Below are 24,444 nucleotides of genomic sequence, written 5' to 3' on the forward strand. Positions count from 1 at the left end.
CGGCTGACTTGGACATCAGAGAGGTGCTTTCCAAAGGCAATGGTGTAGTGTCCGGTGCCTGTCATTGCCGTGGCTGGCGCTTTTCAGCCAGCACTCAGCATATACCTGCAGGATGGGGGGCTTTTCTGCAGATGTTGCGCTTGCCATGGGAGCGGTGTTCAGTGAAGGTCAGTGGGATAAAGGAGGGTAGGCATGAAGCTGTTGTTGCTTGAGGATGATGACCTGCTGGCAGAAAGCCTCGCTGAACTGCTGGAAGATAATGGCTATCGACTGGATGTTTCCACGAGTCTGCATGAAGCACAGGCTTTCATGGCGACGGAACAGTATGCATTGGTCGTTCTGGATCTCGGGCTTCCGGATGGTTCGGGGTTGGAGTTGCTGAAACGCTGGCGACAGTCTCACGTGGATATTCCCGTGCTGATTCTTACGGCACGTGATACCTGGGAGGACAAGGTTGTGGGGTTGCGCAGCGGGGCAGATGATTATCTGACCAAGCCATTTCATGAAGCCGAGTTGCTGGCGCGACTTCATGCGCTGCTTCGGCGTCGCCAAGGGGGAGGCCATACGTATCTTGAGGTCAGCGGGATTCAGCTGGATGAGGAGTCGCAACGTGTCCGTTGCGACGGCGAGGATTGGTCGACCTTGACGGCTACCGAATTCCGTTTGCTGCGCTACCTCATGCATCATCCAGACAGAGTGCATTCCAAAGTGCAGTTGCTGGATCAGCTCTATGCACTGGAGCAGGATGCCGCTGCACCCAATCTGGTGGAAGTCTATATCGCTCGTCTTCGCCGCCGCGTGGGCAAGGACTTGATACAGACCCGTCGCGGACAGGGGTACCTGCTTGTTTCACATCGATCGTCGTAGCCTTCGTTTTCGTCTGCTGACACGCCTGGGAGGGGCATCCCTCGCTGTAGTGTTGTTTGCCTGGTATCTGCATGGGGTCTTTCTGCACGAGCTGGCGAAGGATTTTCTTGGTGAGCGTCTCAAGGATGAGGCATCTCACATCGTCACCTTGCTTAAGAAAGATGAGCGTCCTGTTGCCCAGCTCATGGTGGCGGCACGCGAGGAGTCTCTGAGCTTTCATCATTTCTATGTGTTGCGAGTCGGGAACGAGGTCAGTACTTCGCTTCCTGCCATGCCGACGGAGATGCTTCCTTTGCTTGAGGGCAAGGGGGATGCGTTGTTCATGCATCAGCTGCAGCAGCAGCCTATGTTGGCCTATCGGTATGGCTTTGATCTGCGCGGGCAACGGGTGCAATTGTTGATTGCCGAGAATTTCTCGCCAGTGGAGAAGGGCTTGACCCGAGTTCATTGGTGGATTGGGGCCAGCGCCTTGTTGTTGTGGGGAATTCTCGTGTCACTCAATCTGCTGGCGGTAAGACGGGGTCTCAAGCCCTTGAGTGGCTTGCGTCACCAGTTGAGTGAACTCCAAACCGGCCATCGAAAGCGGATTGCCCTCACGGTGCCGTCGGAGCTGGATACGCTGGTGTCACAGCTCAATAAGCTACTGGATGAATTTGATCGCCGGCTGACTCGCTCACGAGAGTCCGTCGCCAACCTGTCCCATGCTCTAAAGACACCTCTGGCGGCATTGACGCAGGTGTTGCGGGGCACACGCCCGATCAATGAGGTACGTCGTGGCAAGATGCTGCAACGTGTAGAAACGATCCATTCCCAGCTGGAGACCGAACTCAGGCGAGCCCGCATTGCTGGCCCACGTGCGGGCCAGACCACGCGCCCTGCTGAAGAGGCCAGGCGATTGATCGAGATGTTCCAGGGACTCTATCCGCAGCGTACCTTCTTGCTGGAATGTCTGAACTTGCCTGTTGAGCATGCTGATGGCTGGGTGAGTGTCGAGACACAGGATTTCACCGAAATGCTCGGGATATTGCTGGATAATGCGGGCAAGTGGTCTGTCAATCAGGTGCAATGCCGAGTGACGATAGAGAGTGACCAGATCGTGCTCTGCGTCGAGGATGATGGTCCGGGGGTGCCGCAGGCACAGTTGGCCCATCTTGGCGAGCGTGGGTGGCGACAGGACGAAACTTACCCAGGTTATGGGTTGGGGCTCTCCATTCTTTCGCATCTCGTCAAGCAATACGCGGGTTACGTGAGCTACTCATCAGGAGCAGCAGGGGGATTGAGAGTCAACGTGCATCTGCCAACACGTAAATAGTCTCTTCATTCAGGTTCGTTTCAGCTTGCCGTGGCTTCATCCATGTCATGACTCATCATTCATGACCCGGGGGCAACAATGGCCATGGCATCAGGAACGTCTGATTTCTCTGTATCTCGTCGTCAATTGCTGAAGGGAGGTTCTGCCCTGGGGCTAGGTACAATGGCGCTGGGAATGGCACCTGCATGGGCCAATCCCTGGGGGCGAACATCGACGTATTCTCAAGGGGTTGTGCATGGCCCCGAAGTCTCGCTTGTCATTCGTCGTGAAGATTTCGACATCGACGGGCAGTTCGCGCGTCCCATCACGATCAATGGCAGCAGCCCGGGCCCCATGGTGCGTTTGAAAGAGGGGCAGGATGCTGTCATCAAGGTGACGAACCTGATGGATGAGCCGACCTCCATCCATTGGCATGGCATCATACTTCCCCCGGAAATGGACGGCGTGCCGGGTATCAGCTTCGCGGGAATCGCACCAGGCGAGACCTTCACCTATCGGTTTCCTGTCACGCAGAGCGGTACCTACTGGTATCACAGCCATTCAGGCCTTCAGGAGCAGGAAGGCCATGCTGGGCCCCTGATCATCGATTCAGCGACTCCCGAAGCCTTCACATATGATCGTGAGCATGTCCTGCTGCTCACTGACTGGACGTTTGAAGATCCCAAGACAGTCTTTCGCAATCTCAAGACCATGGAGGGGTATTACAACTTCCAGGAACGGACCGTCGCTGATTTCTTTGCGGATGTGCGGCGTAGAGGGCTGGTAGAGACGATCGAGGCACGCAGCATGTGGGCTGAGATGCGCATGAGTTCGAGGGATATCGCGGATGTCACCGGCAGTACCTATACGTATCTTCTCAATGGTCATTCACCAGAAGAAAACTGGAGCGCGCTATTCAAGCGTGGGGAAACCGTACGTCTGCGTGTCGTCAATGGCTCGGCAATGAGTTACTTCGATTTACGTATTCCAGGTTTGAAGATGACCGTGGTCGCTGCAGATGGTCAGCCAGTGCAACCGGTAGAGGTGGATGAGTTCCGTATTGCCGTGGCGGAAGCCTACGATGTGCTGGTGACACCGGAAGACGACAAGGCGTACACCATCTTTGCCGAAGCCATGGACCGCAGTGGCTACGCGCGAGCCACGCTGGCACCTCGCCCCGGGATGGAGGCGCCCGTACCTGAACGACGACAGATCGCTGATCGCGGGATGGAGGCCATGGGCGCTCATGCGGGAATGGACCATTCGCAGATGGCAGGCATGGATCGTTCGAAGATGACGGGCCTGCAAGCCGATGTAGCCAAGGATGGCATGCTGATGGCGGGTGCTGTTCAGCAGGGGGCTCGTTACGACCAGGCAGGCATCGGTCTGGATCAATCGCTGCGTCGTGTATTGGTCTATCAGGACCTCAAGGCCCATGCGCCCTGGCCGGACAGACGTGGCCCCACGCGCGAGATGGAGCTGCATCTGACCGGCAACATGGAGCGCTATATGTGGTCCTTCGATGGCAAGAAGTTCAGTGAAGTCAATGGCCCGATTCACTTCAAGAAAGATGAGCGACTTCGGCTCATCCTGATCAATGACACCATGATGGAACATCCCATACACCTGCACGGCATGTGGATGGAGTTGGAGAATGGTCAAGGAGATCTGATTCCTCGCAAACATACCTTGAATGTCAAACCGGGTGAGCGAGTGTCAGCGTTGATCACTGCAGATGCAGAAGGTAGCTGGGCTTTCCATTGCCATCTTCTGTATCACATGGACGCAGGTATGTTCCGTGTCGTAAAGGTTTCTTGAGGAGTCATCATGTCAATCAGTCATCATTCATTTCGTCTTGCCAGCGTGACGGCGTTTCTGTTCTCCAGTGCTGGTGTCTCTCAAGCGTTCGCTCAGGATGGCTATGATGCCCCGCAGTCATGGCCATCACCCATGGCAGAACATCTCCAGTGGAGTGCCGCATTCGATCGCCTGGAATATAGCCTTCCGAATAAGGGCGAGGACTCACTGGTATGGGATTTTCAGGCCTGGTATGGCGGAGATACCCATCGTGTCTATCTCAAGTCAGAAGGGGAAAATACCCAGGGCGATGGCGAAGACGCCGAGTTTGAGTCACTTGAGCTTCTTTATAGTCGCCTGATTGCCGATTTCTGGGAGTTTCAGATTGGAGGTGGCTATCAGGGCGGCGTACTCAGTGATGATCATGATGAAAGCGTGTATGGGGTCTTCGGGCTTCAAGGGACTGCACCCTACAGAATCGAGACGGATGCAGCAGTCCAATATCGAGAGGGAGGCATCGTCACTGCCAGTCTGGAACTTGAACATGATATACGCCTGACGCAGCGCTGGTATCTACAGCCACGTAGTGAAATCGTCCTTGCTGCCAATGAATCCAGACAACAGGCTATCGGATCGGGTCTCAATTCTGTGCGAATCGGCTTGCGTGCTCGCTATGAGGTGACTCGTCGAGTAGCTCCTTATGTAGGTATGTATTGGCAGCGGGAGTATGGCGAAACTGCTGATATGCGGCGTGAGGAAAGCGAGACGGTAGAAGATACGGGTGTCGTGATTGGGATGCGCATGATGTTCTGAAGCACGCTGGCGGGGGTGTTCAGTCATCAGGTTACGCCTCCGCGACGGTGACCAGCATTCGTGGCATTCGTGAAGACCTGCTCATGATTGGATACTGCGCCTTTCCTGAATTTCAGGAAGCATGACGAGGCAAGGCCCCATTGTCTGCATGGTGTCAGACGATCTGTTCATTGAATATGCTTGCTTGACCAAGGGATATGACATGAAAAAAATGCTATGGGGAATGTGGCTGACGTTGATGATGCTGGCAACTCTTGGTGCGGGGGCGGTTTATTCCGGGGTCATCAGTGTGGCCGCGGATGACCCGCACTGGGGTTGGGTGTACGAAGTATTTGAAACGGCGCGTGATCGCTCCATCGAGTTCCACTCCAGTGCTATCCAGGCTCCCCTGTTTGATGATGAAGCCATGATTGTCGCCGGTGCAGGCAATTATGCCTCGATGTGCGCCTCCTGCCATCTGGCACCTGGTATGTCAGAGACAGAACTCAGTAGGGGGCTTTACCCCAGTCCCCCGAATTTCGCAGCATCTACCATGAGCGGTGAGCCTCATGAGCGTTTCTGGGTCATCAAGCATGGGATAAAAGCCAGCGGAATGCCGGCATGGGGTCAGAGCATGCAGGATGAGTACATCTGGCAGATGGTCGCTTTCATGGAAGAACTTCCTGACATGAGTGCTGCTCGTTATACGGCCCTTGTGGCAGCAAGTGCTGGTCATCAACATGGCGGAGGTGAGACTACGCTATCGCAGTCATCGCACCATGCTGATGGGGTTGGAGAGTTACCCCATGATGATGGGCATCATGATGCTTTGCAGGAAAGCCCTGCTCAGGAAAGTCATGATCTGAAAAGCAACGGTGATGCAGATGGTCATTCTCACGCCGCGCATGATCAGGAGCATCAACATTGAAATCGCGTGCGATACTGGGCAGCCCCAGGCTTGTATGGAAACTTTCGGGGCTGCCATTTCTTTACGCCATCTTGATGTTCGAGTATCAGACCGTAGGCGTTGCCTCGACCCGCTCCGCGCGCTCGGCACGCTTGAGCATGCGGTAGCGAGAGCGCACCTCGTCACGCTCCAGGTAGCAGCCCTGCAGCCAGCGGCTGCCGCTGTCGCCTTCGAAGGCATCGCGGGCGTGCAGCAGGCGGCGATTGTCGAAGATGACAAGGTCACCTGGCGCGTAGGTGAAGCGCAGGGCGAAGCGCGGCTCACGCAGCATGCGCTGCAGTGTCATCAGGGCATCGTAGGCGATTTCGGTCTGCTCGAACGGTGCCATCATCGGGCCACGCAAGAAGTCGGCGATCCGCACTTCCAGCAGCTCTCCCGCCTGGCCCAGCACGATCATTGGTGAATGCCAGACGTGATCGGTATTGCGCGAGGTATTGGCGTAACGCCAGTGCACCGTGGTGAGGGTCTCATAGGCCACTGGATGTTCTTCCTTCAGTGCCGTGGCGATGGCGAAGCCATCCATCATCACCGCCATGCCGCCTTCCACGCTGTTCTCGATGCAATGCAGACACTGCAGGCCCGGCTGGTATTCCCGGGTCGGCAAGTCTACATGCGGTGGCAGCGCGATGGAGGTGTAGGCGTTGGAGTCCGGGTTCTGGATCGCGCGGACATTGAAGAGGTGACCGAAGTTGGTGGTGCGGATCGAGCCGATGCGCTCGGCGACCTTCTCCAGGGCGCCGGACTCCGCCGGCAGATTACACAGACGCACCAGTCCCTTGCCGAGCAGCTCGTGCAGGGCCGGATTGAGGATCTCGGACTCCTGCTGGCTGCCATGCTCGGCACTGGCCAGGCGGGCGGCGTCGATGGTCGGGGGCTGTTCCAGCTGTTCACCATGCCAGAGAGCAAGCGGCGGCAGTTCTGGCGGCAAGACACTCTGGTTGTCGTAATCATTGGCACGCAGGAAGCCCGGGTGGAAGCTCAGGCGGCGGTCTTCCGGCGTGAACAGCACGCTGAGCGCACCATCCTCATCGATGCTGGCCCTGGCGATCTCCGGCCATGCTGGCAGCTGGGAGAGATCCAGTATGCGTTCGCGCGTCGCTGGATTGATGGTGGTGTCATCCGCGGCGTTCTCGCGCAACCAGACACTGTGGAAACGACTGACGCGCCCGTCGCTCCAGCTCACGCTGAGATAGCGCGCTTCGTGGGTGACCTTCACGAGAGTCTCGTCAATCGGCCAGCTGTCGTAGTCGGGTGTCATCGGGAGCGCCATGGAGAGTCCTTCCTTCTGTCGGTGATCAGTTCCCCGACAGAATGGCAGTCCATGCAGGTGTCTTCTGTGCCCAATTCGACGCCATCTGTGCCCAATTCGACATCTGGTGCGCGCGTGGCGTGTCAGCTCATGAGACGGGACGCGGTGGCTGGCGTCGTGCCTGTGTCGGGGTGATCCCGAAGCGGCGACGAAAGGCGCGGGTGAAGCTCGAGTGCGATGTGAATCCGCAGGCCAGGGCGATATCGGTGATGCCGTGGCGGGTGTCATGAAGCAGAGTGCGCGCATGCAGCAGGCGACGTTCTCCCTGATAGGCCTGAGGCGTGCATCCCAGCCCTTGCTGGAAGCGCCGCTCCAACTGACGCCATGAGAGCCCGAGCTCCTCGGCCAGTGCCTCGATGCTGAGTGGCGCCTCCAGGGTGTTTTCCATGCGCGTGATGGCACGTCTGAGCAGCGGATCTGCCAGGTCTGCCGATTGTTGACTGAGGCCGCGCTGCCGGCTGGCGGGCAGTCGTCCCTGATCGAGAATCAACTGTTCGCGCACCGCCTGATAGAGCGTCTGGCCATGCTGGCGGCGGATCAGCTCCAGACTCATGTCCAGCGGGGCGCTGCCTCCGGCGCAGAAGAAACCGTCATCACTGATTTCATAAAGAGACTCCACGGCATCCACCTCATCGAAGCGTTGGGTGAATTCCGGTAGGCTCTCCCAGTGCAATGTGACCGTCTTGCCCGTCAGCAGGCCTGCACGTGCCAGCACGAAGCAGCCGGTGTCCACGCCCCCGAGCTGGCAGCCGCTGCGGGAGCGCTGCTCAAGCCATTGGAGAGTGCGATCTTCCAGATAGGCTTCCGGGGCAAAGCTGGTACATACGACCAGCTTGTCCACCGAGGGGAGCTCGTCACGTGCCGTGTCCACCGGCAGGACCATGCCGTTGGAGGCCTTGACCGGTGCGCCATCCTGACTGGCGAGTGTCCACTGATACAGGCGTGTCCCGCGCAGGCGATTGGCGATGCGCAGCGGTTCGATCATCGAGAACAGCGCGACCATCGCGAAGCCCGGCAGCAGGAAGATGCCCAGTTGGTGGCGCTCGTGCTGAGTCGGCGAGGCGAGCGCTGCCGTCAGGGGCGCGATGCCGGTGGGCTGCGCTGACAGAACGCCATCTTCCGCCAGGCCGACGGCGCTGCGGGAATCAGGGGAGGAGACATGGGAGTCGTGTGATGACATGAACGCTCTGGCAATGAAGGCGTCGGGTGGCTTGGCATCGAGGCGAAGCCCATGACATTAGCCTGTTCGCTGGCAGAGTGCGAGGCGTCAACCAATCCCCGCTCGATCGCTCGCGGGTCATCAGGGGGAGGGCGGTTGGCGGGAAAACAAGAGGCCCGAGTTTGATCTCGGGCCCGTATGGCGTGAAGGCAGGCAGCAAGACTTTCATTCACACCATTCTGAGGCAGTTCCGCCCATCTTCCTTGGCGGCGTACATGGCCTCGTCCGCGCGAGCGATGAGCTGCTCGCGCGTGGCACGCTCGCTGGGTGCAAGACAGGTAAGTCCGATGCTCAATGACAGTGGCAGGCGTTGTCCAGCGTGCTCCACGACACTGTCCTTCATGCGCTGACGCAGCGTATTGATGCGTGTGGCAGAGTCGCTGAGCAGTGAATTGGGCAGGATGGCCAGAAATTCCTCACCTCCCCAGCGGGCGAGAGTATCCCCGGGCAGCAGAATGTCCTCGGCGAGGACACCCAGCTGCTGCAAGGCAAGGTCACCGGCGTCATGGCCGTAGTTGTCGTTGATCTTCTTGAAGTGATCGAAGTCCAGCAATGCGACGCACAATGGTTGGTCGACCTGGGAAGTCGACAGCGCGGTGATACTCTCCTCCAGCACTTTCTGAGCATGACGTCGGTTGTAAAGGCCGGTCAGCGGGTCAGTGATCGCGACCTTCTCGAGCGCCTGATGGGCTTCCTTCAGAGCATTGATGTCATTGGCACGCGCGACTTCATGTCCGGCCCACAGTGCGATGAGACGCACCAGCTCGATATCCTGCGAAGTGAAGGGTTTCACCGGATCGGGGCTCGAGAAGTTGAAGGTGCCGTAGCGTTCACCATCCACGATCACCGGCGCGCCGATGTAGGCTTCCAGATTGAAGTTGGAGTAGCAGGGATGGTTTCTGATCTCGCTGCTTGCCACATGGTGGAAGGCTTGTACGCTATCGGCCTTGTAGACGTGATCACAGTAGGTATCGCTGAGGGAGAAACTCAGTCCCGGTGCCAGCAGGTCTTCCGGATGGCAGGCACGCTGGACGACGTAATCACCATCCGTGATGCGGCTGAAGATACCGATGGGCAGGCCAAAGTGGGCACATCCCAGTTTCAGGAGTTCATCAATGCGATCATTGAAGGACAGCTGGCGCGAAGAGGTGATGGCGTGGAGTCGGTGCAGGGTGTGCTCTGCTGTCACGCGACGAGAGACATCGCGAATCAGGCCGAACATGAAGGTGTTGTCGCTGGACGGGTCCTTGATGGGGCCGCCGAGTGTCTCGCCATAGAAGAAGCTGCCATCCTGACGTCGATAGCGAATGACCCGCCCCTCCCTGGGGGGCAGGGCATCGGTGCGGAATTGCCGCGTGCCCTGGCGCTCGAATTCATCGTTGGAGGCATACAGTATGCGTGTCTGCTGGCCGATCAGCACGTCACGCGGATAGCCGAATGCCTTTACCGCGCTGTCGTTCATGTAGGTGATGTGTCGCTGATCATCCGCAAGCAAGATGATATCGTCGATCTGGCCAAGCATCTGGCCCAGCAGGGTTTGAATCATCTCAAAGCGTTGCATGACGCATGCTCCTTGAGTCGTGCCGGTATCTTGGGAGGGGCATTCCTTGCCGCAGTCGTCATTCACATCGCTGGGAAGGCACGGACGTTACCGTCATCAAGCAGTGGCGTCGCGACGGCTGTTGCACGTTACTGAATTCATCTTAACGTATGGGGATGCAGTCGCGTCTTGATCTCATCCCGCTCGGCATTCGTATATTCAACGTAAGGGTATTGCAGTGCCAGAGGCCGTATCGTCAGGTTCCCCCCAACCGTCCACTCGCCAGGATGACCTCGAGCCGGATACAGGCGTGAAAGCGACTCCCACCACGGCTCATCAGGGCTTCGTGATGACGCGACACTGGCGGGATACGCCGGAAGGTGTCGTGATCAGCGTCTGGATTCGCACCGAGGATGGCGGGATGCGAGTCCAGACTCAGCCCCAGGAGGTGGTCGCTTTCCTGCCAGCTGAACAGCAGGTGCTGGCGCAGACTCTGGTCCGCTTCCAGCCCGGGGCCGAGTTGCGTCCGTTGGCACTGGAAGACTTTCATCATCGTCCGGTGGTAGGGCTTTACTGTCGCGAATACCGCACGTTGGGGCAGCTGGCACGTCGTTTGAAAGCGATCGGTGTCGACGTCTATGAGGCGGATGTCCGTCCGCCTGATCGCTATCTGATGGAGCGTTTCATCACGGCGGGCGTCACGGCGCGTGGTGAGCGTCACGCCGATGGCAGTCTGCACAATGCACGCCTCATGCCGCTTGACAGCTTCCGTCCCCCCCTGCGCTGGGCATCGCTGGACATCGAGACCGATGCCCGGGGCAACCTGTATTCCATCGCGCTTGAAGGCTGCGGCCAGCGTCAGGTCTACATGCTGGGCCCGGCGAACGGTGAGACGACTGCCCGATGCGATTTCGGGCTCGAGTATCGGGACAGCCGGCGTGAATTGCTGCAGTGCCTGATCGACTGGGTGGCACGCCACGATCCGGACGTCATCATCGGCTGGAATGTCATCCAGTTCGATCTGCGCATGTTGGTGCGGCTCTCGGAGGCCGAGAATCTGCCTCTGCGCCTGGGGCGCGATGGCAGCACGATGCAGTGGCGAGCGCATTCGCGTCAGGCGGAGCACTATTTCGCCGAGATTCCCGGCCGGTGGGTGGTGGACGGCATCGAGGCGCTCAAGTCGGCCTTCTGGCATTTCGAGTCGTTCAGCCTCGAGAATGTCTCGCGTGAGCTGTTGCAGGAAGGCAAGGCCATCGATGATCCCTATTCCCGTCTGGACGAGATCCTGCGCATGTTCGCCGAGGACAAGCCGTCGCTGGCGCGCTACAACCTCAAGGATTGCGAGCTGGTCACGCATATCTTCGAGCAGACGCGGCTGATGGAATTTCTGCTGGCGCGGGCCAGTGTCACCGGACTTGACGCCGACCGCAGCGGTGGCTCGGTGGCGGCCTTCACCCACCTTTATCTGCCGCGCCTGCATCGACTCGGCAAGGTCGCGCCCAATCTGGGAGATGTGGTGGGGGAGGACAGTCCCGGCGGCTTCGTGATGGACTCCCAGCCCGGACTCTACGACTCGGTACTGGTGCTGGATTTCAAAAGTCTGTATCCCTCGATCATCCGGACCTTCCTGATCGACCCACTGGGGCTCATCGAAGGGTTGCGTGAGTCGGAGGATGTGTCGTTGGGCCAAAGCGTCCCGGGGTTTCTCGGTGCGCGGTTCTCGCGTGACAAGCATTGTCTGCCCGCCATCGTCGCGGAGATATGGCAGGCGCGGGACGCCGCCCGGGCGGCAGGCGATGTGCCGCTGACGCAAGCGCTCAAGATCATCATGAACGCCTTCTATGGCGTGCTGGGCTCACGCGGTTGCCGATTCTTCGACCCGCGTCTGGCCTCCTCGATCACACGGCGTGGCCATCAGATCATCCAGCAGACGGTGGCGTTGATCGAAGCACGCGGCTACACCGTGATCTACGGTGACACCGACTCCACCTTCGTCTGGCTTGGCGAGGCGTACACGGAGGAGGAGGCCGGTGAGATCGGCCGTGAACTGGCCGCCCATGTCACCGCCTGGTGGCAGCGGCATCTCAAGGACAGTCTGGGGCTCGACAGTGCTCTGGAGCTCCAGTTCGAGACCCATTATCAGCGTTTTCTGATGCCCACCATCCGGGGAGCAGAGGAGGGCAGCAAGAAGCGCTATGCAGGCCTCCGGCAGACGAGTGAGGGAGGTGAGAGCGAGCTGGTGTTCAAGGGGCTCGAGTCCGTGCGCTCCGACTGGACGCCGCTGGCCAAGCGTTTCCAGCAAGGCCTGTACCGACGCATCTTCGAGGGAAGCCCCTACCAGGAGTATCTCAAGCGCTACGTGCAGGAGTCTCTGCAGCGCCATGTTCAAGGGACTGACAGCCACTCTGACGTGGATGCGCTGATCTATCGCAAGCGCCTGCGGCGACGTCTGGATGACTATCAGCGCAACGTGCCCCCGCATGTGCGGGCAGCGCGTCTGGCGGATGACGAGAATCGCAGGCGCGGCCTGCCGTTGCGTTACCAGCGTGGCGGCTGGATTCGCTACGTGATGACCACTGCCGGGCCGGAGCCTGTCGAATACCTGCGCTCTCCCATCGATGTGGAGCATTATCTGAGTCGTCAGCTCAAGCCCGTTGCCGATGGCATTCTTCCGTTCGTGAAGGATGATTTCGATCGTCTGCTGGATCGCCAGATGACGCTATGGTGAGACTCACGGCCACTTGAGTGGCCCGTGACCGCCGAGCGCCATGAGCGGGGGCGGTCCTCGCGGGGGCAGTCCTCGCGGGGACAGGTGCAGAGAGCGGGATCGCACGACGGCACCTACCGCTGTCATTTCGTAGTGATAATATTTCTCATTATTTCTTGCATTAAAGTATGCGCGCCGTAAGATTCCTGTCGGCGCAGTCACATGAGCTGCGTCGCCGCCTTCTGGTGGCGGTCTGATTGCCATGGTGCCCGGGAGCAGGTGTGACGTTACTGAAAGTGGTTCTTGCCCATTATCGCTGGTCCTTTCTTGGTGTGATCTTTCTGAGCCTTGTCAGTGCAGGGCTGGGAATCGGTGTCATTGCCTATATCAACCAGCGACTCATCGCGCATTCTGCCACCGTCCCCCTGGACGAGGGGCTTGCGGCCCATGTCGGGGTGCTTCCGGAGTTTCTCGGGCTGATATTGCTGTTGCTGGCGATCACCCTGGGGGCACAACTGGCGTTGACGACGCTGGGGCATCATTTCGTGCACGGACTGCGCGGGCGTCTGGTCAAGCAGATCCTCGATACCGATATCGAGCGGCTCGAGCAGCTGGGCAGTGCCAACCTGCTGGCGAGTCTGTCGAGTGACATCCGCAACATCACCCTGGCGTTCGTGCGCCTGCCGGAACTGGTGCAGGGCATCGTGCTGACTCTGGGGGCCGTGTTCTATCTTGGCTGGCTATCCCCCGGCATGATGCTGGTCACCGCCATCTGGGTGACCTTGACCATCATGGGGGGCAGCTGGCTGGTCACGCGAGTCTATCGCCACCTGGCCGAGGTGCGTGAAGCGGAGAGTCGCCTGTACGCCGACTATGAGGCGGTCATCGATGGGCGCAAGGAGCTGGCGCTCAATCGACCCCGTGCGCGTGACTATTTCGACACCCGCTATAGCGTCAATGCCCGTGAGTATCGCCATCACGTCGTGCGCGCGGATACCTACCACCTGAGCGCCGTCAACTTCTCCAACATCATGATGCTCGGCGCCATCGGCATCGTCTTCTATCTGGCCAATGGCCTGGGCTGGGCCAGTGGTGAAGTCGCCGCGACCTTTTCCCTGACGCTGCTGTTTCTGCGCACGCCCTTGATCCAGGCCGTGGGGGCATTGCCGACTCTGCTGGGGGCGGATGTGGCCTTTGCCAAGCTGCGCAAGCTGGCATTGGCACCGGTCAACGCCGATTTCGCGTCTCCTCAAGATGCACCGCCGCAGGGACATGCGTCAGCCGCAGACACGTCGGCCGGGTCTGACTGGCAGACCCTGAGTCTGCAGGGAGTCTGTTTCCGCTACGCCGGCCGCGAGACCCTGGGACAGGACATTGCGCACAACGACGCGCAGCCCTTCTGCGTCGGCCCGCTGGATCTTACCCTCAGGCGTGGAGAGCTGGTCTTCCTGATCGGTGGCAATGGCAGCGGCAAGTCGACCCTGGCCAAGCTCTTGACCGGCCTCTATCGGCCGACATCAGGCTCACTTCTGCGGGACGGGCACCCGATAGGGGAAGACGAGCGGGAAGCCTGGCGTCAGCAGTTCTCGGCGGTCTTCACTGACTTCCATCAGTTCGATCGCCTGCTGGGTCCGACCGGTGAGCCGGCAGATCCGGCATTGATCGCACAATGGATCGACTACCTGCAGATGCGCGAGAAGCTGGTGCTCGAGGAGAACCGTGTGATCAACACCGAGCTGTCTCAAGGGCAGCGCAAGCGACTGGCGCTGTTGATGGCCGTGGCAGAGCGTCGCGACATCGTGTTGTTGGATGAATGGGCGGCAGATCAGGACCCGCAGTTCCGCCGTATCTTCTATCGCGATCTGTTGCCGCGTCTGCGCGAGATGGGCAAGACGGTCTTCGCCATCAGTCACGATGATCATTATTTCGCGCAGGCAGACAGGTTGTTCGAGATGCGCGCCGGCACGTTGCAGGAGTTGTCGGGCGCCCAGCGTGATCGCATCAGCCAGGATGCCGTCGCGCGTCTGGATGAAGCCTGAAACAACCCGTTCGGGCTGGCGGCGGGGGCGGCCGCGGTCGCTCATTTCCTCCGACATCACCAGACAGGCAGTGGCAGGACGTGAGCCCCGGAGGCGGTCTCATGTGATCTATCAGGGATGATGCCCGGCTGCAGCGTGAATCGCCCTCGGGGTGCTGCAGTCGGTCAGACGCGCCATTTTCGGGATTGCATGCTGGTGCATGCAGAACGGTGTGTCACCGCGATTCACATTAGATGAATACGAATCATCCTGATTCCATTCCGTATTCGCCATGAGCGTGCCAGTGAGAGACGCCACGAGACGGAAGGGGAGATTGACCACACAACGATCGTTGCAAGGGAACACGACATGTCCAGACATTCAACATCACGGCAGACACCTGTCCGGCCGGCACTCGCCCCTCTGTCGCATGCCATACGGCTCTGCATCGCGGCAGGGCTCCTGTCACAGTCGGCCAGCGTGCTGGCCGCCGAGACCGATGACACCATGGTCGTGGTCGGCACGGCACTGAAAGTCGATGCGCCACTGGTGGAGACGCCGCGTCCGGTCTCGACGGTCAATCGCGAAGAGCTCGACACGCGCAACGTCCAGCAGCTCGATGAAACCTTCCGTTACCGTGCCGGCGTCCTGTCTGGCCATTATGGGTCCGACAACAATACCGACTGGTTCAAGGTGCGTGGCTTTGATCAATCCACCTATCAGGATGGCCTGCGCATCTACCGTGAAGGCTTCTATCAGTGGTTGCCGGAGACCTGGGGCCTGGAGCGGGTCGATCTGTTCAAGGGGCCTTCCTCCATCCTCTATGGTGAGGCGCCTCCCGGCGGGTTGATCAACGCCATCAGCAAGCGCCCCACCGATGAGCCGCAGAGCGAGATTCAGATTCAGGTCGGCAATCGCGGTCTGCGCCAGACGGGGCTCGATACCAGTGGGTATCTGAGCGAGTACGGGGATGTGCGCTATCGTCTGGTCGGGCTGTACCGCGAACGTGATGGGGATCTGGATCATACCGAGAACGAGCGCTACTACTTCGCGCCGAGTCTGACCTGGGACATCTCGGAGGCAACCCAGCTGACGCTGCTCGCCAGCCTCCAGAAGGATGATGGCGTCCCCACCAATGCCTTCAAGCTGGCCTATGGCACCCATGATGATACGCCGTTTGGCAAGGTGGACCCGCAGACCAACTACAGCGAACCGGGGTATGACAAGGATGAGCGTACCCAGACCTCCCTGGGGTATGAGCTGCGCCACCAGCTGAACGACACCTGGGCGCTGGAGCAGGATTTCCGCTATAGCCAGCTGGATCTCGACCTGATCAGCAGTTACATCCTCTATCAGTCCTCGGCGCGCGAGGGACAGCGGGGGCTGCTGTACCGCGAGGGCACCATCGACAGCTATACCGTCGACAATCGGGCCATCGGCAAGTGGTATGGCGAGCGCACCGAGAACACCTTGCTGCTGGGCGTGGATTATCAGAATCTGAGCCTGTCGGGCAAGGAAGCGGATGACTATGCCTTCGGCGATCCGATCGATCTGTTTGACCCGCAATACGGCAATTACACCGCCTTGAGCGATGACCAGATCACGCGGCGTGATATCGACAAGGAGCAGATCGGCCTCTACGTGCAGGATCAGCTGCGCATCGACGACAAGTGGGTACTGCTGGCGGGGGTACGTTACGACCAGGCCGAGACCGTGAATGCCAGTGACGCAGAAAACCAAGACCAGCGTTCTGATGATGACGAGATCAGCTGGTCGGGCGGGGTGATGTACCTGAGCGATTTCGGTCTCAATCCCTATCTGAGCTATACCGAATCCTTCGAGCCGATCAGCGCGACCGATGATGGTGGTTCTCTCTACGAGCCCCGCCAAGGTCGCCAGTGGGAGCTGGGCGCCAAGTATCAGCCCGCCGGCTGGGATGGCTATGTGACGGCGGCTGTCTTTGACCTCACCGAAGACAATACGCTGGTTACCAGCGGTGGTTTTCAGGTGCAGGAGGGCGAGCGCCAATCGCGTGGCTTCGAGCTGGAAATGGTCGGTTACCTGACGGACCACCTCAAGCTGACCTCGGCGTATACCTATACCGATGCGCGTCTGGAAGACGATGTGCGTGCGCCGCTGATACCGCGCCACCAGGCTTCCAGCTGGCTGGATTACGCCTTCGAAAGTGGCACTCTGGAGGGCCTGCGTCTGGGGGCGGGGGCCCGTTATGTCGGTGAATCGGTGGATGGGGATACCACCGTGTCCGACTATCTGCTGTTCGATGCGATGGTCGGGTATGACTTCACCCGCGAGCTGAGCGCTCAGGTCAATGTCAGCAACCTCACCGACAAGGAATATGTCGCCAGCTGCAGCTACTGGTGCTACTACGGGGAATCCCGCAGCATCATTGGCAGTCTGAGCTATCGCTTCTGATTCCTTGCGCCTTTGTATCATGTCCTTTTGAACGACAACGCCCCGCAGGCATCCGCCTGCGGGGCGTTGTCGTTTCCTGCCGCGTGCCACACTCTCGCCCGCGACCTGGAGCAGTGGTCATCCCGTGATGCGCCGTCTACATCAACGCCAGATGGTTGTCCCAGTGGGTATTGGCCAGGCGCACCGGCCCCAGCGCCGGCAGCCCGTCCTCATCGATCAGCAGCCATTCTCCGCGACCATTGCTGACCACGAACCCCGCGGGAGTCTCCTGAGTGGCCGGTACTGCCAGCGCCCCCGCACAGTCGGCGAAGTCCAGTGTCGTCTCAAGCTCGCCGGTCTCGAGGTTCCACAGCGTGATCAGGTTGCCCCGGGGGGCAGTGGCCACCGCCAGGTGACCCTCGGGGGCGATGGCGATGCTCGCGATGTACTGCTTGAACTGAGGGACGTATTCCAGCGGTAGCGGCAATTCCTGCAAGGTCTCGCTGGCGGGGCGTTTCATCACCACCAGGGGGTGATGGTCCGAGGCAGGTCCCTGATACTGATACCCCGCGACGATGGTGCCATCGCGGCTGACATCCAGATGACGCAATGACAGCTGATGATGCGATGGTTCGCCTTGCCAGTGAATCTCGCCCGAGACGCGATCCAGCAGCGTCAGATTGGACTGCATCGACTCCAGATTGAGCTTCACGCGACCGGTCTCCGGGCGCGTGAGAATTCCGCCATTGGCGATGATCAGCTGCCGACCGTCCGGATGCAGACGGACCTCATGCGGGCCGATCCCGCCACTGGCGAACTCGCCGAGTCGCGCGAAGTCGCGATGCATGTCGTAGATCCCGATACGGCCTTCCCCGGAGGTGATGGCGTTCTCGGTGGTGTAGAGCAGACCGCCATCCGGGCTGAACACGCCATGCCCATAGAAGTGGCGGTCCGGCGCGGCTTCGATGCGCGTGATCCGCTCACCGGTCTCGAGATCGAAGACATTGATTTCGGTGCCGGGGCGCCGGGCGAAGATCAGCGCCCAGGGCTTGTGAGGATGGCGGGTGGCGCCATGGGCGCGTTCCTTGATGGGCTGACGCCAGCGCTCCTGTCCCTGGTAACTGGTACAGCTGGCAAAGTGCTGCCCCGTGTCATCGTCACAGGCCGAGATGGCCACCCCGGCTGGCACATGGCCTCGAGCACTGGCGGCATTGTTGCCACCCGCCAGGACCCTGCCGCCGGGTAACCCCAGCAGCGGGGTGCAGGCCAATGCCTTGAGCAGTCGCCGGCGCTGACGTGCCTCCGTTGGATGGGTATCCAGCATGCCATGTCCTGTCTTGCTCACGTGCTTCACTCCCGAATCAATCGCCATCGGTACTGTTGAAGCCCAGAGACAGGCCGAGTGCCGGGTTGAGCGTGTCAGCGAAGCCTGCCTGCAGGGTCTCGAGGTGGATCATGGCCTGCTGCAGATCGCCATTGCGCGGGTCGTCGCGCAACATGCCAGCAAGATCCGCCGGCAGGGCGGCGAAGGCGTCACGCGCATCGGCAAAGTCTCCGGTGGTGGAGGCCACCATGCGCGGGTCGACCTGCTGATTCAGGTAGCCCTGAACGCCTGCGACCTCGTCATTGCCGAGCCAGAGCGTCTCCATCATCGCAAGCGTCGCCCCGATGTTGGCAAGCCCCATACCGCCACGCCAGGACTCTGCCGCGTAGGGGTTGGCCGTGCCGCCGTTGTCGAGCCCGATCGGGCGGCGCAGCTTGCGGTCCTTGATGGCCTCAAGCTGCACGGTCATCGCGCGTACCAGGGAAAGCACGGCGTCACGTGGATCGCTGAAGGCGCCAGTGCCATCGGCCAGTTGTGGCGCGAACTGCTGCCACTCTTCGAGCAACGTCTTGCCGGTGCTGGCGGCGTAGGCGGTGTTGGCCGTCATCAGCTCACACCGCCGCGTGTTGGCGGTGAGGGGCGAGTCGGCATAGCGGGCATCGAACAGTTGAAATTCCACACTGCCCAGCCCCTGCATGACGATGGATTGCTCCGCCAGGCCGTCGGCCGTGATCGGGGCATCGCCAGCGAGCAGGGCACGTGTCTTGCCTGACACCAGGTCCTTCTTGTCCGGCCAGAAATACAGTTGCCATTGGCGAGAATTCTGCAGGATGGGCCCCATCTCGACCCAGTTGACCTGATTCAGACCCAGCATGGCGCTGCGCCAATCCTCCTTGAGCGTCTCGAGCGTCACGTCACCCTCGGCGGAGCAGAACGCCTGGCTGTGCTGCGAGAGCTGCGTCAGGCGGTTGGCGAGCTGCTGGTGGGCTTCGCTCAAAGTGTCAGCGGCAAACTGGCTGACGGCGTCCGCGCTGGTGGTGTTGGCGCTAGAAGAGTCCGATGCCGCCAGTGTGCTCGTCGACAGCAGTGCGGCGCCCAGCAGGGTCATGGCGGAGGTCATCAGCGCCAGGGGCGAGGGCTTGCGCGTGAAAGGTTTCATCGGGATGGCAGCAGTGGTGAAGGTGTCACGGGACATGTCGCGGGATTCCTTGTCAGAACGGCACGCCAGGCGAAAGTCGGGGGCGTGCCAGAGTCGGCTGGCGGGTAGGGGCTGAGTGGAGATCAGAGCGATTCCAGGAAGCGCAGCAGCGCCTGCCGCTGGTCAGTCGGCAACGCCACGACCTTGTCTCGACTGGCCCTGGCTTCCCCGCCATGCCAGAGCACGGCTTCAAGCAGGGTGCGGGCGCGTCCATCATGCAGGAAGCCCGTCGCGGGATTGACCGTCTGCGCCAGGCCGATCCCCCAGAGTGGCGGCGTGCGCCACTCATTGCCGGTCGCCTCGAATTCGCGGCGATCATCTGACAGGCCATCGCCCATGTCATGCAGCAGCATGTCGCTGTAGGGCCAGATCGTCTGGTCAGCCAGTTGGGCGGCCACACCACCAGACGCGGTCGTCAGGCGTGGTCGGTGGCAGCTGGCGCATTCAAGCTCCCGGAACAGTTGCTCGCCTTCGCGCACCGTCGGGTCATCGAGGTCACGCCGTGTCGGTACGGCGAGATTGCGCGAATAGAACGCCACATTGTCCATGACGTTGTCTTCCACCTCGATGGTGCCCCCGTTGGGCAGGTCTGCGCATTTCTGGACCGGCGTGCAATCGGTGGAGCTGACCAGATTCGATGTCAGGCCCATGTCGCCGGCGAACGCCTTGGCGCTTTGCTGGCGAACGTCGGGTTGGCCGGCCTTCCAGCCAAAACGCCCCATGACCTCGTGCTGCTCGGTCAGTGACCAGACGGTATTGGCGCGGCCGCTGATGCCATCGCCATCCGCATCCTGCGGGTCGGCCCACTCGAGCAAGGTCTCCTCGCTGACCGCCTCGAGCAGCCCGAGGCCTACCATGCCCGGGGCAAGGCGCGGTGAGAGTGCAATGGGGCCAGGGTCGCCGAAGCCAGCCTCGACCAGGGAATAGCGCGGTTTGCGCAGCAGAACGACCTCTCCATCCGCCAACGGGACGGGCATCTCTTCATGGACGACCTGCATGCGGCCTTCGCGCTCGATACCGGGCACCGCGGCATTCTGCAGCTGAGTGCCATAGACGGGGTGCGGCATCACTCCAGCGATGCGGCGGAATTCACGCTCCTCATCGCTCCAGCTGTCCTCGTGGCTGTCCGGCATGCCCAGGCGCAGGAAGAGGCCCACCGAGGGATCGCCCTCGGCCGGCAGACTGCCGCGACCATCCTTGACGTGGCAGTTCTGGCAGGCATTGGTGTTGAACAGCGGGCCGAGGCCATCGCGAGCGGTGGTGCTGGCGGGCGCGATCACCCAGGGGCTCTTGAAGAAGCTGTTGCCGACGCTGAAGGACAGACGTTGATCGAAGCTCAGGTTCTTGGCCGGCAGGGAATAGGCATTGGTATCGTGCTTGCGCACGCTGCCCTCGCCACCACTCTTCGCGGTGTCCTGCAGTGGCAATGCGGCCAGATAGGCGCTGACGGTCAGCGGTGTCTGGGCGGCCTGTGCCACGCCCTGGGGCAGGGCGGTCAGTGCGATGGCAAGCGACAACGCGTGAAGGATCGGGTGTTTCGGAATGACGTGTGGCATCGATGTAGGTCCTGGCTTGCGCGGTCAGGCTGCGAGTCCATCAGTGGCCTTCGGGCAAGGCACTCTGAAGAATTAGCAGGCGCGCATAAAATGCTGGCACGAAAGCATCAACGCCCGAACCTGTACGAGACAGGTTCGGGCGAGGGGGCTGCGCGGCCATGGGCGGTTTCATCACCGCCCATGGCCTGGCAATCTCGGGTGAGTGCCTAGAATTCGTGATCCGCGGTATCGGCCTTCAGTCCGCTGATGCCGACGTCGTTGGCAATCTCTTCGATCAGGCGCGTCTGCGCGACCAGGTCTTCGATGCTGGCATTGATGATCTCGGCGCCCTCGGCATTGCCCGGGGCGATCATCTGATCAAACTTCATGCCGTCTTCGGCGTCTGCCGTATCGACCATCACCTGCAGCTGGCCCATGGTGGTGTCCAGCGCCTCGTGCATCTTCTCGGCCAGCTCCGGGTCATTCTGGGCGACGAGTGCGTGCAATGACGGGCCTTCGAAGGTACGGCCATCCAGCGTCACGTACGTGCCTTCATAGACGTTCTGGATGCCCTTGGCATTGTAGAAGTGCGAGTAGTGGGTGTTGTCGGAGAAGCAGTCGTGCTCGTCCTCGAAGGAATTGGCTTCCAGCGCGACCTTCATGCGCTCACCGGCCAGCTCGCCCAGTGACAGGGAGCCCATGCCGAACAGCATCTTCTCGAGGCCTTCACCGGCCGGCAGGGAGGTCAGCTCGGCGCGATAATTGTCCTTGTCGCCTTGTGCCCACTGGCCGACCATGTATTCCAGGTCATTGATCAGCAGGTCGTTGGCCGCCAGCAGGTAGGCGCCACGGCGGTCACAGTTGCCGCCGGTGCAGTCCTCTCCCTTGGCATAGTCCGACGCCGGACGCTCGCCTGCGCCAGACTCGAAGCCATGCATGTCCTGGCCCCAGAGCAGGAATTCGATGGCGTGGTAGCCGCTGGCCACGTTGGCCTCGAATCCGCCCAGCTCGTTCAGGGAGGCCAGCAGCTCCGGGGTGATCTCGGTAGTGTCGATCTTGTCGGCACCGATCTGCACGCTGTCGTTGGCGATGATGTTGGCGCTGGCGCCCGGGTTGCCCAGTTCCGCCTGATAGCCGTCGCCTTCGACGTAGTCGATCAGGCCTTCATCCAGCGGCCAGGCATTCAGCTGACCTTCCCAGTCATCGACGATGGCATTGCCGAAGCGGAAGACTTCACTCTGCTGATACGCCACGCGCGCCTGTTTCCAGGCAGTGCGAGCCGCGGCAAGCGTCGCCTCGGACGGGGCTTCGATCAGCGCGGCGTTGGCGGCGCGCAGGGCATTGGCGCTGGCCAGGGCATCGCTGTAGGTGGCATGGGCCACGTTGGCGTACTGGTCAACGACGGCTTCAGCGCTCACCTTGCGATCATCGTGTGCATGGCCTTCATGCGCCTGGGCGGCAGAGCCGATCAGTGCCACGGAGAGCGCGATGGCGGCAGCCAGCGGCTTGCGAGCGATAGGGCGGAAATGTGCGGACATGAGGTTCCCTTGAACAGTCTTTTATTATGCAGATCGCGTGACGCGATGTCGTGAAGGCTCGACGCGACGGTGACAGGTGTCATGTCGTGCGCGGTGTCGCGTGGCCCACCTCTGACGGAATCATATTGAGAACCTTTATTATTTGCAATCGTCCAGAGTCAGTCAGGCAACTCAGCAGTGCGTTCCGTGCAATGCAGGATGCCTGTCTTCTCGAGACTCGCCACATGAGGGACGAGGCCTCCGCTGCCTTGGTGGCGGGCGCGCCCTTGAGTGGCAAGCTGAACTGTCACGTCAGTCCTGCCGCCTGGATCAGGGCCCGCGTGTAGTCTTCCCTCGGGTTGCCCAGTACCTCGGCAGTCGTTCCGCTCTCCACCAGCTTGCCTTCGCGCAACACCATCACGCGGTGGGCCAGAGCCCTCACCACGGCCAGATCATGACTGATGAACAGGTAGCTGAGGCCATGACGCGCCTGCAGGTCGCGCAGCAGGGCGATGAGTTGCTTCTGGACACTGCGATCCAGCGCTGAGGTGGGTTCATCCAGCACCAGCAGGTGAGGTTCGAGAATCAGGGCGCGGGCCAGTGAGATGCGTTGGCGTTGCCCGCCGGAGAACTCGTGAGGGTAGCGGTCGGCGCACTCGGCAGGCAGCTCGACCTCGCGCATGACCTGTGTCACGCGCTGGCGTACCTCGTCCTCTGAGAGCTCAGGCTGATGAAAGCGCAGGCCTTCACTGATGATGTCCGTGACGGGCATGCGCGGCGAGAGCGAGCCATAGGGGTCCTGGAAGACGATCTGCATCTGGCGTCGCTTGTGACGCAGGGAGTTGCGATCCAGCGTATCGATACGGGCATTCTCCAGACGAATCTCACCGCGTGCGGCCTGCAGCTTCAAGAGCGCCAGGGCGAGGGTGGTCTTGCCGGAGCCTGACTCGCCCACGATCCCGAGCGTCTCCCCGCGCGCGAGGGTCAGGTCCAGCGGCTGAAGCGCGATGAAATCCGCTGGACGTTTCTGGAACAGCTTGCGAGGACGCGAGAAGCGCACCTCCAGATCACGTGCTTCCAGAACGGGCGTGCCCGCATCCTCAGGGTCGAGTGGCGCGGCCACCCCTTCAGGCTCGGCGGCCAGCAGTTCGCGGGTATACGGGTGGCTGGGAGAATCGAAGACCTCTGACACCGGCCCTTGCTCGATGCATTCGCCTTCCCGCATCACGATGACGCGGTCTGCATGGCGGCGGACCAGATTGAGGTCATGGCTGATCAGGATCATGGCCATGCCCTGGTCTCGCCGCAGTCTGTCGAGCAGAGCGAGGATGTCCTGCTGCACCGTGACGTCCAGCGCCGTGGTGGGCTCGTCGGCGATCATCAAAGGCGGCTGATTGGCCATCGCCATGGCGATCATCACGCGTTGGCGCTGACCGCCAGAGAGCTGATGCGGCCAGGCCTCGAGGAGTTCTTCCGGGCGAGGCAGCTGAACCTGCTTGAGCAGCTCGATCACTCGCTGGCGTGCCGCATGGCCACGCAGGCCCTGATGCAGCCGCAGGCTCTCGCTGATCTGGTCGCCGACTCGGGCCAGGGGGTTGAGGGATGTCATCGGTTCCTGGAACACGAAGCCGATCCGGTTGCCGCGCACGCGTTGCCATTGGCGGCTCGTCAGGGCTGACAGATCCAGCCTCTCTCCCTCGAGCGTGGTGAACTCCCGGGTGCCGGTGACATGGGCATGCCCCGGCAGCAGGCCGAGACTTGCCAGCAGGCTCACTGACTTGCCCGAGCCGGATTCGCCGACGATGGCCAGACATTCGCCGCGCTTCACGTCCAGCGACAGATGTCTGACGACAGGTGTCTTGCCAAAGCGGATGCAGAGATCGTCCAGCCGCAGCACGCAGTGATCCCGGGAGCGCGGCTCGGCGTTGGCCGCTGTCGTGGCTTCATGCAT

The 24,444-nt window shown here is 60.9% G+C and carries 16 protein-coding genes; 8 read left to right on the plus strand and 8 right to left on the minus strand.

What is annotated here, in order from left to right:
• Positions 1 to 192: 192 nt before the first annotated feature.
• The 5 genes from OW493_RS11335 (at position 193) to OW493_RS11355 (ending at position 5,675) form a co-directional block, all read left to right on the plus strand.
• Positions 193 to 867, plus strand: coding sequence for a response regulator (locus tag OW493_RS11335; protein WP_077376839.1), 675 nt, complete (start codon positions 193 to 195; stop codon positions 865 to 867).
• Entirely contained in the window at positions 845 to 2,179 is a 1,335-nt protein-coding gene (locus tag OW493_RS11340) for an ATP-binding protein (RefSeq protein WP_289864239.1), read from the plus strand. Before OW493_RS11335 ends, OW493_RS11340 begins: the two co-directional genes overlap by 23 nt.
• A gap of 84 nt (positions 2,180 to 2,263) precedes the next feature.
• Positions 2,264 to 3,976, plus strand: a complete 1,713-nt coding sequence (locus OW493_RS11345) for a copper resistance system multicopper oxidase (RefSeq protein ID WP_354670159.1) — start codon at positions 2,264 to 2,266, stop codon at positions 3,974 to 3,976.
• A gap of 9 nt (positions 3,977 to 3,985) precedes the next feature.
• Positions 3,986 to 4,768 carry a copper resistance protein B gene (locus OW493_RS11350; RefSeq protein WP_136937898.1) on the plus strand — a complete coding sequence of 261 codons (783 nt, stop codon included), beginning with the start codon at positions 3,986 to 3,988 and terminating at the stop codon, positions 4,766 to 4,768.
• A gap of 202 nt (positions 4,769 to 4,970) precedes the next feature.
• Positions 4,971 to 5,675, plus strand: coding sequence for a cytochrome c (locus OW493_RS11355; RefSeq protein WP_289864241.1), 705 nt, complete (start codon positions 4,971 to 4,973; stop codon positions 5,673 to 5,675).
• An 85-nt stretch (positions 5,676 to 5,760) separates the two neighbouring features.
• Here OW493_RS11355 and OW493_RS11360 read toward each other — a convergent pair whose 3' ends face one another.
• The 3 genes from OW493_RS11360 to OW493_RS11370 all read right to left on the minus strand — a co-directional run bounded on the left by OW493_RS11360 (position 5,761) and on the right by OW493_RS11370 (position 9,803).
• Positions 5,761 to 6,984, minus strand: a complete 1,224-nt coding sequence (locus OW493_RS11360) for a TauD/TfdA family dioxygenase (RefSeq protein ID WP_289864242.1) — start codon at positions 6,982 to 6,984, stop codon at positions 5,761 to 5,763.
• A gap of 127 nt (positions 6,985 to 7,111) precedes the next feature.
• On the minus strand, positions 7,112 to 8,203 hold the full coding sequence (locus OW493_RS11365) for a GlxA family transcriptional regulator (protein WP_289864243.1): 1,092 nt from the start codon (positions 8,201 to 8,203) through the stop codon (positions 7,112 to 7,114).
• Positions 8,204 to 8,411: 208 nt separating this feature from the next.
• The gene (locus OW493_RS11370; protein ID WP_084208784.1) at positions 8,412 to 9,803 is read right to left on the minus strand and encodes a diguanylate cyclase; all 1,392 of its coding nucleotides are present in this window, start codon (positions 9,801 to 9,803) and stop codon (positions 8,412 to 8,414) included.
• A gap of 289 nt (positions 9,804 to 10,092) precedes the next feature.
• On the opposite strand from OW493_RS11370, the gene OW493_RS11375 reads away from it, so the two are divergent.
• The 3 genes from OW493_RS11375 (at position 10,093) to OW493_RS11385 (ending at position 16,940) form a co-directional block, all read left to right on the plus strand.
• A complete protein-coding gene (locus tag OW493_RS11375) occupies positions 10,093 to 12,510 on the plus strand; it encodes a DNA polymerase II (protein WP_289864244.1) in 2,418 nt (805 codons plus the stop codon).
• 260 nt (positions 12,511 to 12,770) lie between these two features.
• Positions 12,771 to 14,528: a multidrug ABC transporter permease/ATP-binding protein gene (locus OW493_RS11380; protein ID WP_176493226.1), complete on the plus strand. Its 1,758-nt coding sequence runs from the start codon at positions 12,771 to 12,773 to the stop codon at positions 14,526 to 14,528.
• 348 nt (positions 14,529 to 14,876) lie between these two features.
• Positions 14,877 to 16,940, plus strand: coding sequence for a TonB-dependent siderophore receptor (locus OW493_RS11385; RefSeq protein ID WP_289864245.1), 2,064 nt, complete (start codon positions 14,877 to 14,879; stop codon positions 16,938 to 16,940).
• Positions 16,941 to 17,076: 136 nt separating this feature from the next.
• On the opposite strand, the gene OW493_RS11390 is transcribed toward OW493_RS11385, so the two are convergent.
• The 5 genes from OW493_RS11390 to OW493_RS11410 all read right to left on the minus strand — a co-directional run bounded on the left by OW493_RS11390 (position 17,077) and on the right by OW493_RS11410 (position 24,444).
• On the minus strand, positions 17,077 to 18,264 hold the full coding sequence (locus tag OW493_RS11390) for a DUF1513 domain-containing protein (RefSeq protein ID WP_289864246.1): 1,188 nt from the start codon (positions 18,262 to 18,264) through the stop codon (positions 17,077 to 17,079).
• A 16-nt stretch (positions 18,265 to 18,280) separates the two neighbouring features.
• Positions 18,281 to 19,438 (minus strand): imelysin family protein, encoded by a 1,158-nt coding sequence (locus OW493_RS11395; RefSeq protein ID WP_289864247.1) that lies wholly within the window; start codon positions 19,436 to 19,438, stop codon positions 18,281 to 18,283.
• 86 nt (positions 19,439 to 19,524) lie between these two features.
• Positions 19,525 to 20,997: a di-heme oxidoredictase family protein gene (locus OW493_RS11400; protein ID WP_084208779.1), complete on the minus strand. Its 1,473-nt coding sequence runs from the start codon at positions 20,995 to 20,997 to the stop codon at positions 19,525 to 19,527.
• Between the two features lie 206 nt (positions 20,998 to 21,203).
• Complete coding sequence (locus OW493_RS11405; RefSeq protein ID WP_136937889.1) at positions 21,204 to 22,514, minus strand: imelysin family protein; 1,311 nt, start codon at positions 22,512 to 22,514, stop codon at positions 21,204 to 21,206.
• Between the two features lie 286 nt (positions 22,515 to 22,800).
• On the minus strand, positions 22,801 to 24,444 hold the full coding sequence (locus OW493_RS11410; protein ID WP_289864276.1) for a dipeptide ABC transporter ATP-binding protein: 1,644 nt from the start codon (positions 24,442 to 24,444) through the stop codon (positions 22,801 to 22,803).

The sequence above is a fragment of the Cobetia sp. 14N.309.X.WAT.E.A4 genome (assembly GCF_030397495.1).
Taxonomy (GTDB): Bacteria; Pseudomonadota; Gammaproteobacteria; order Pseudomonadales; family Halomonadaceae; genus Cobetia; species Cobetia marina.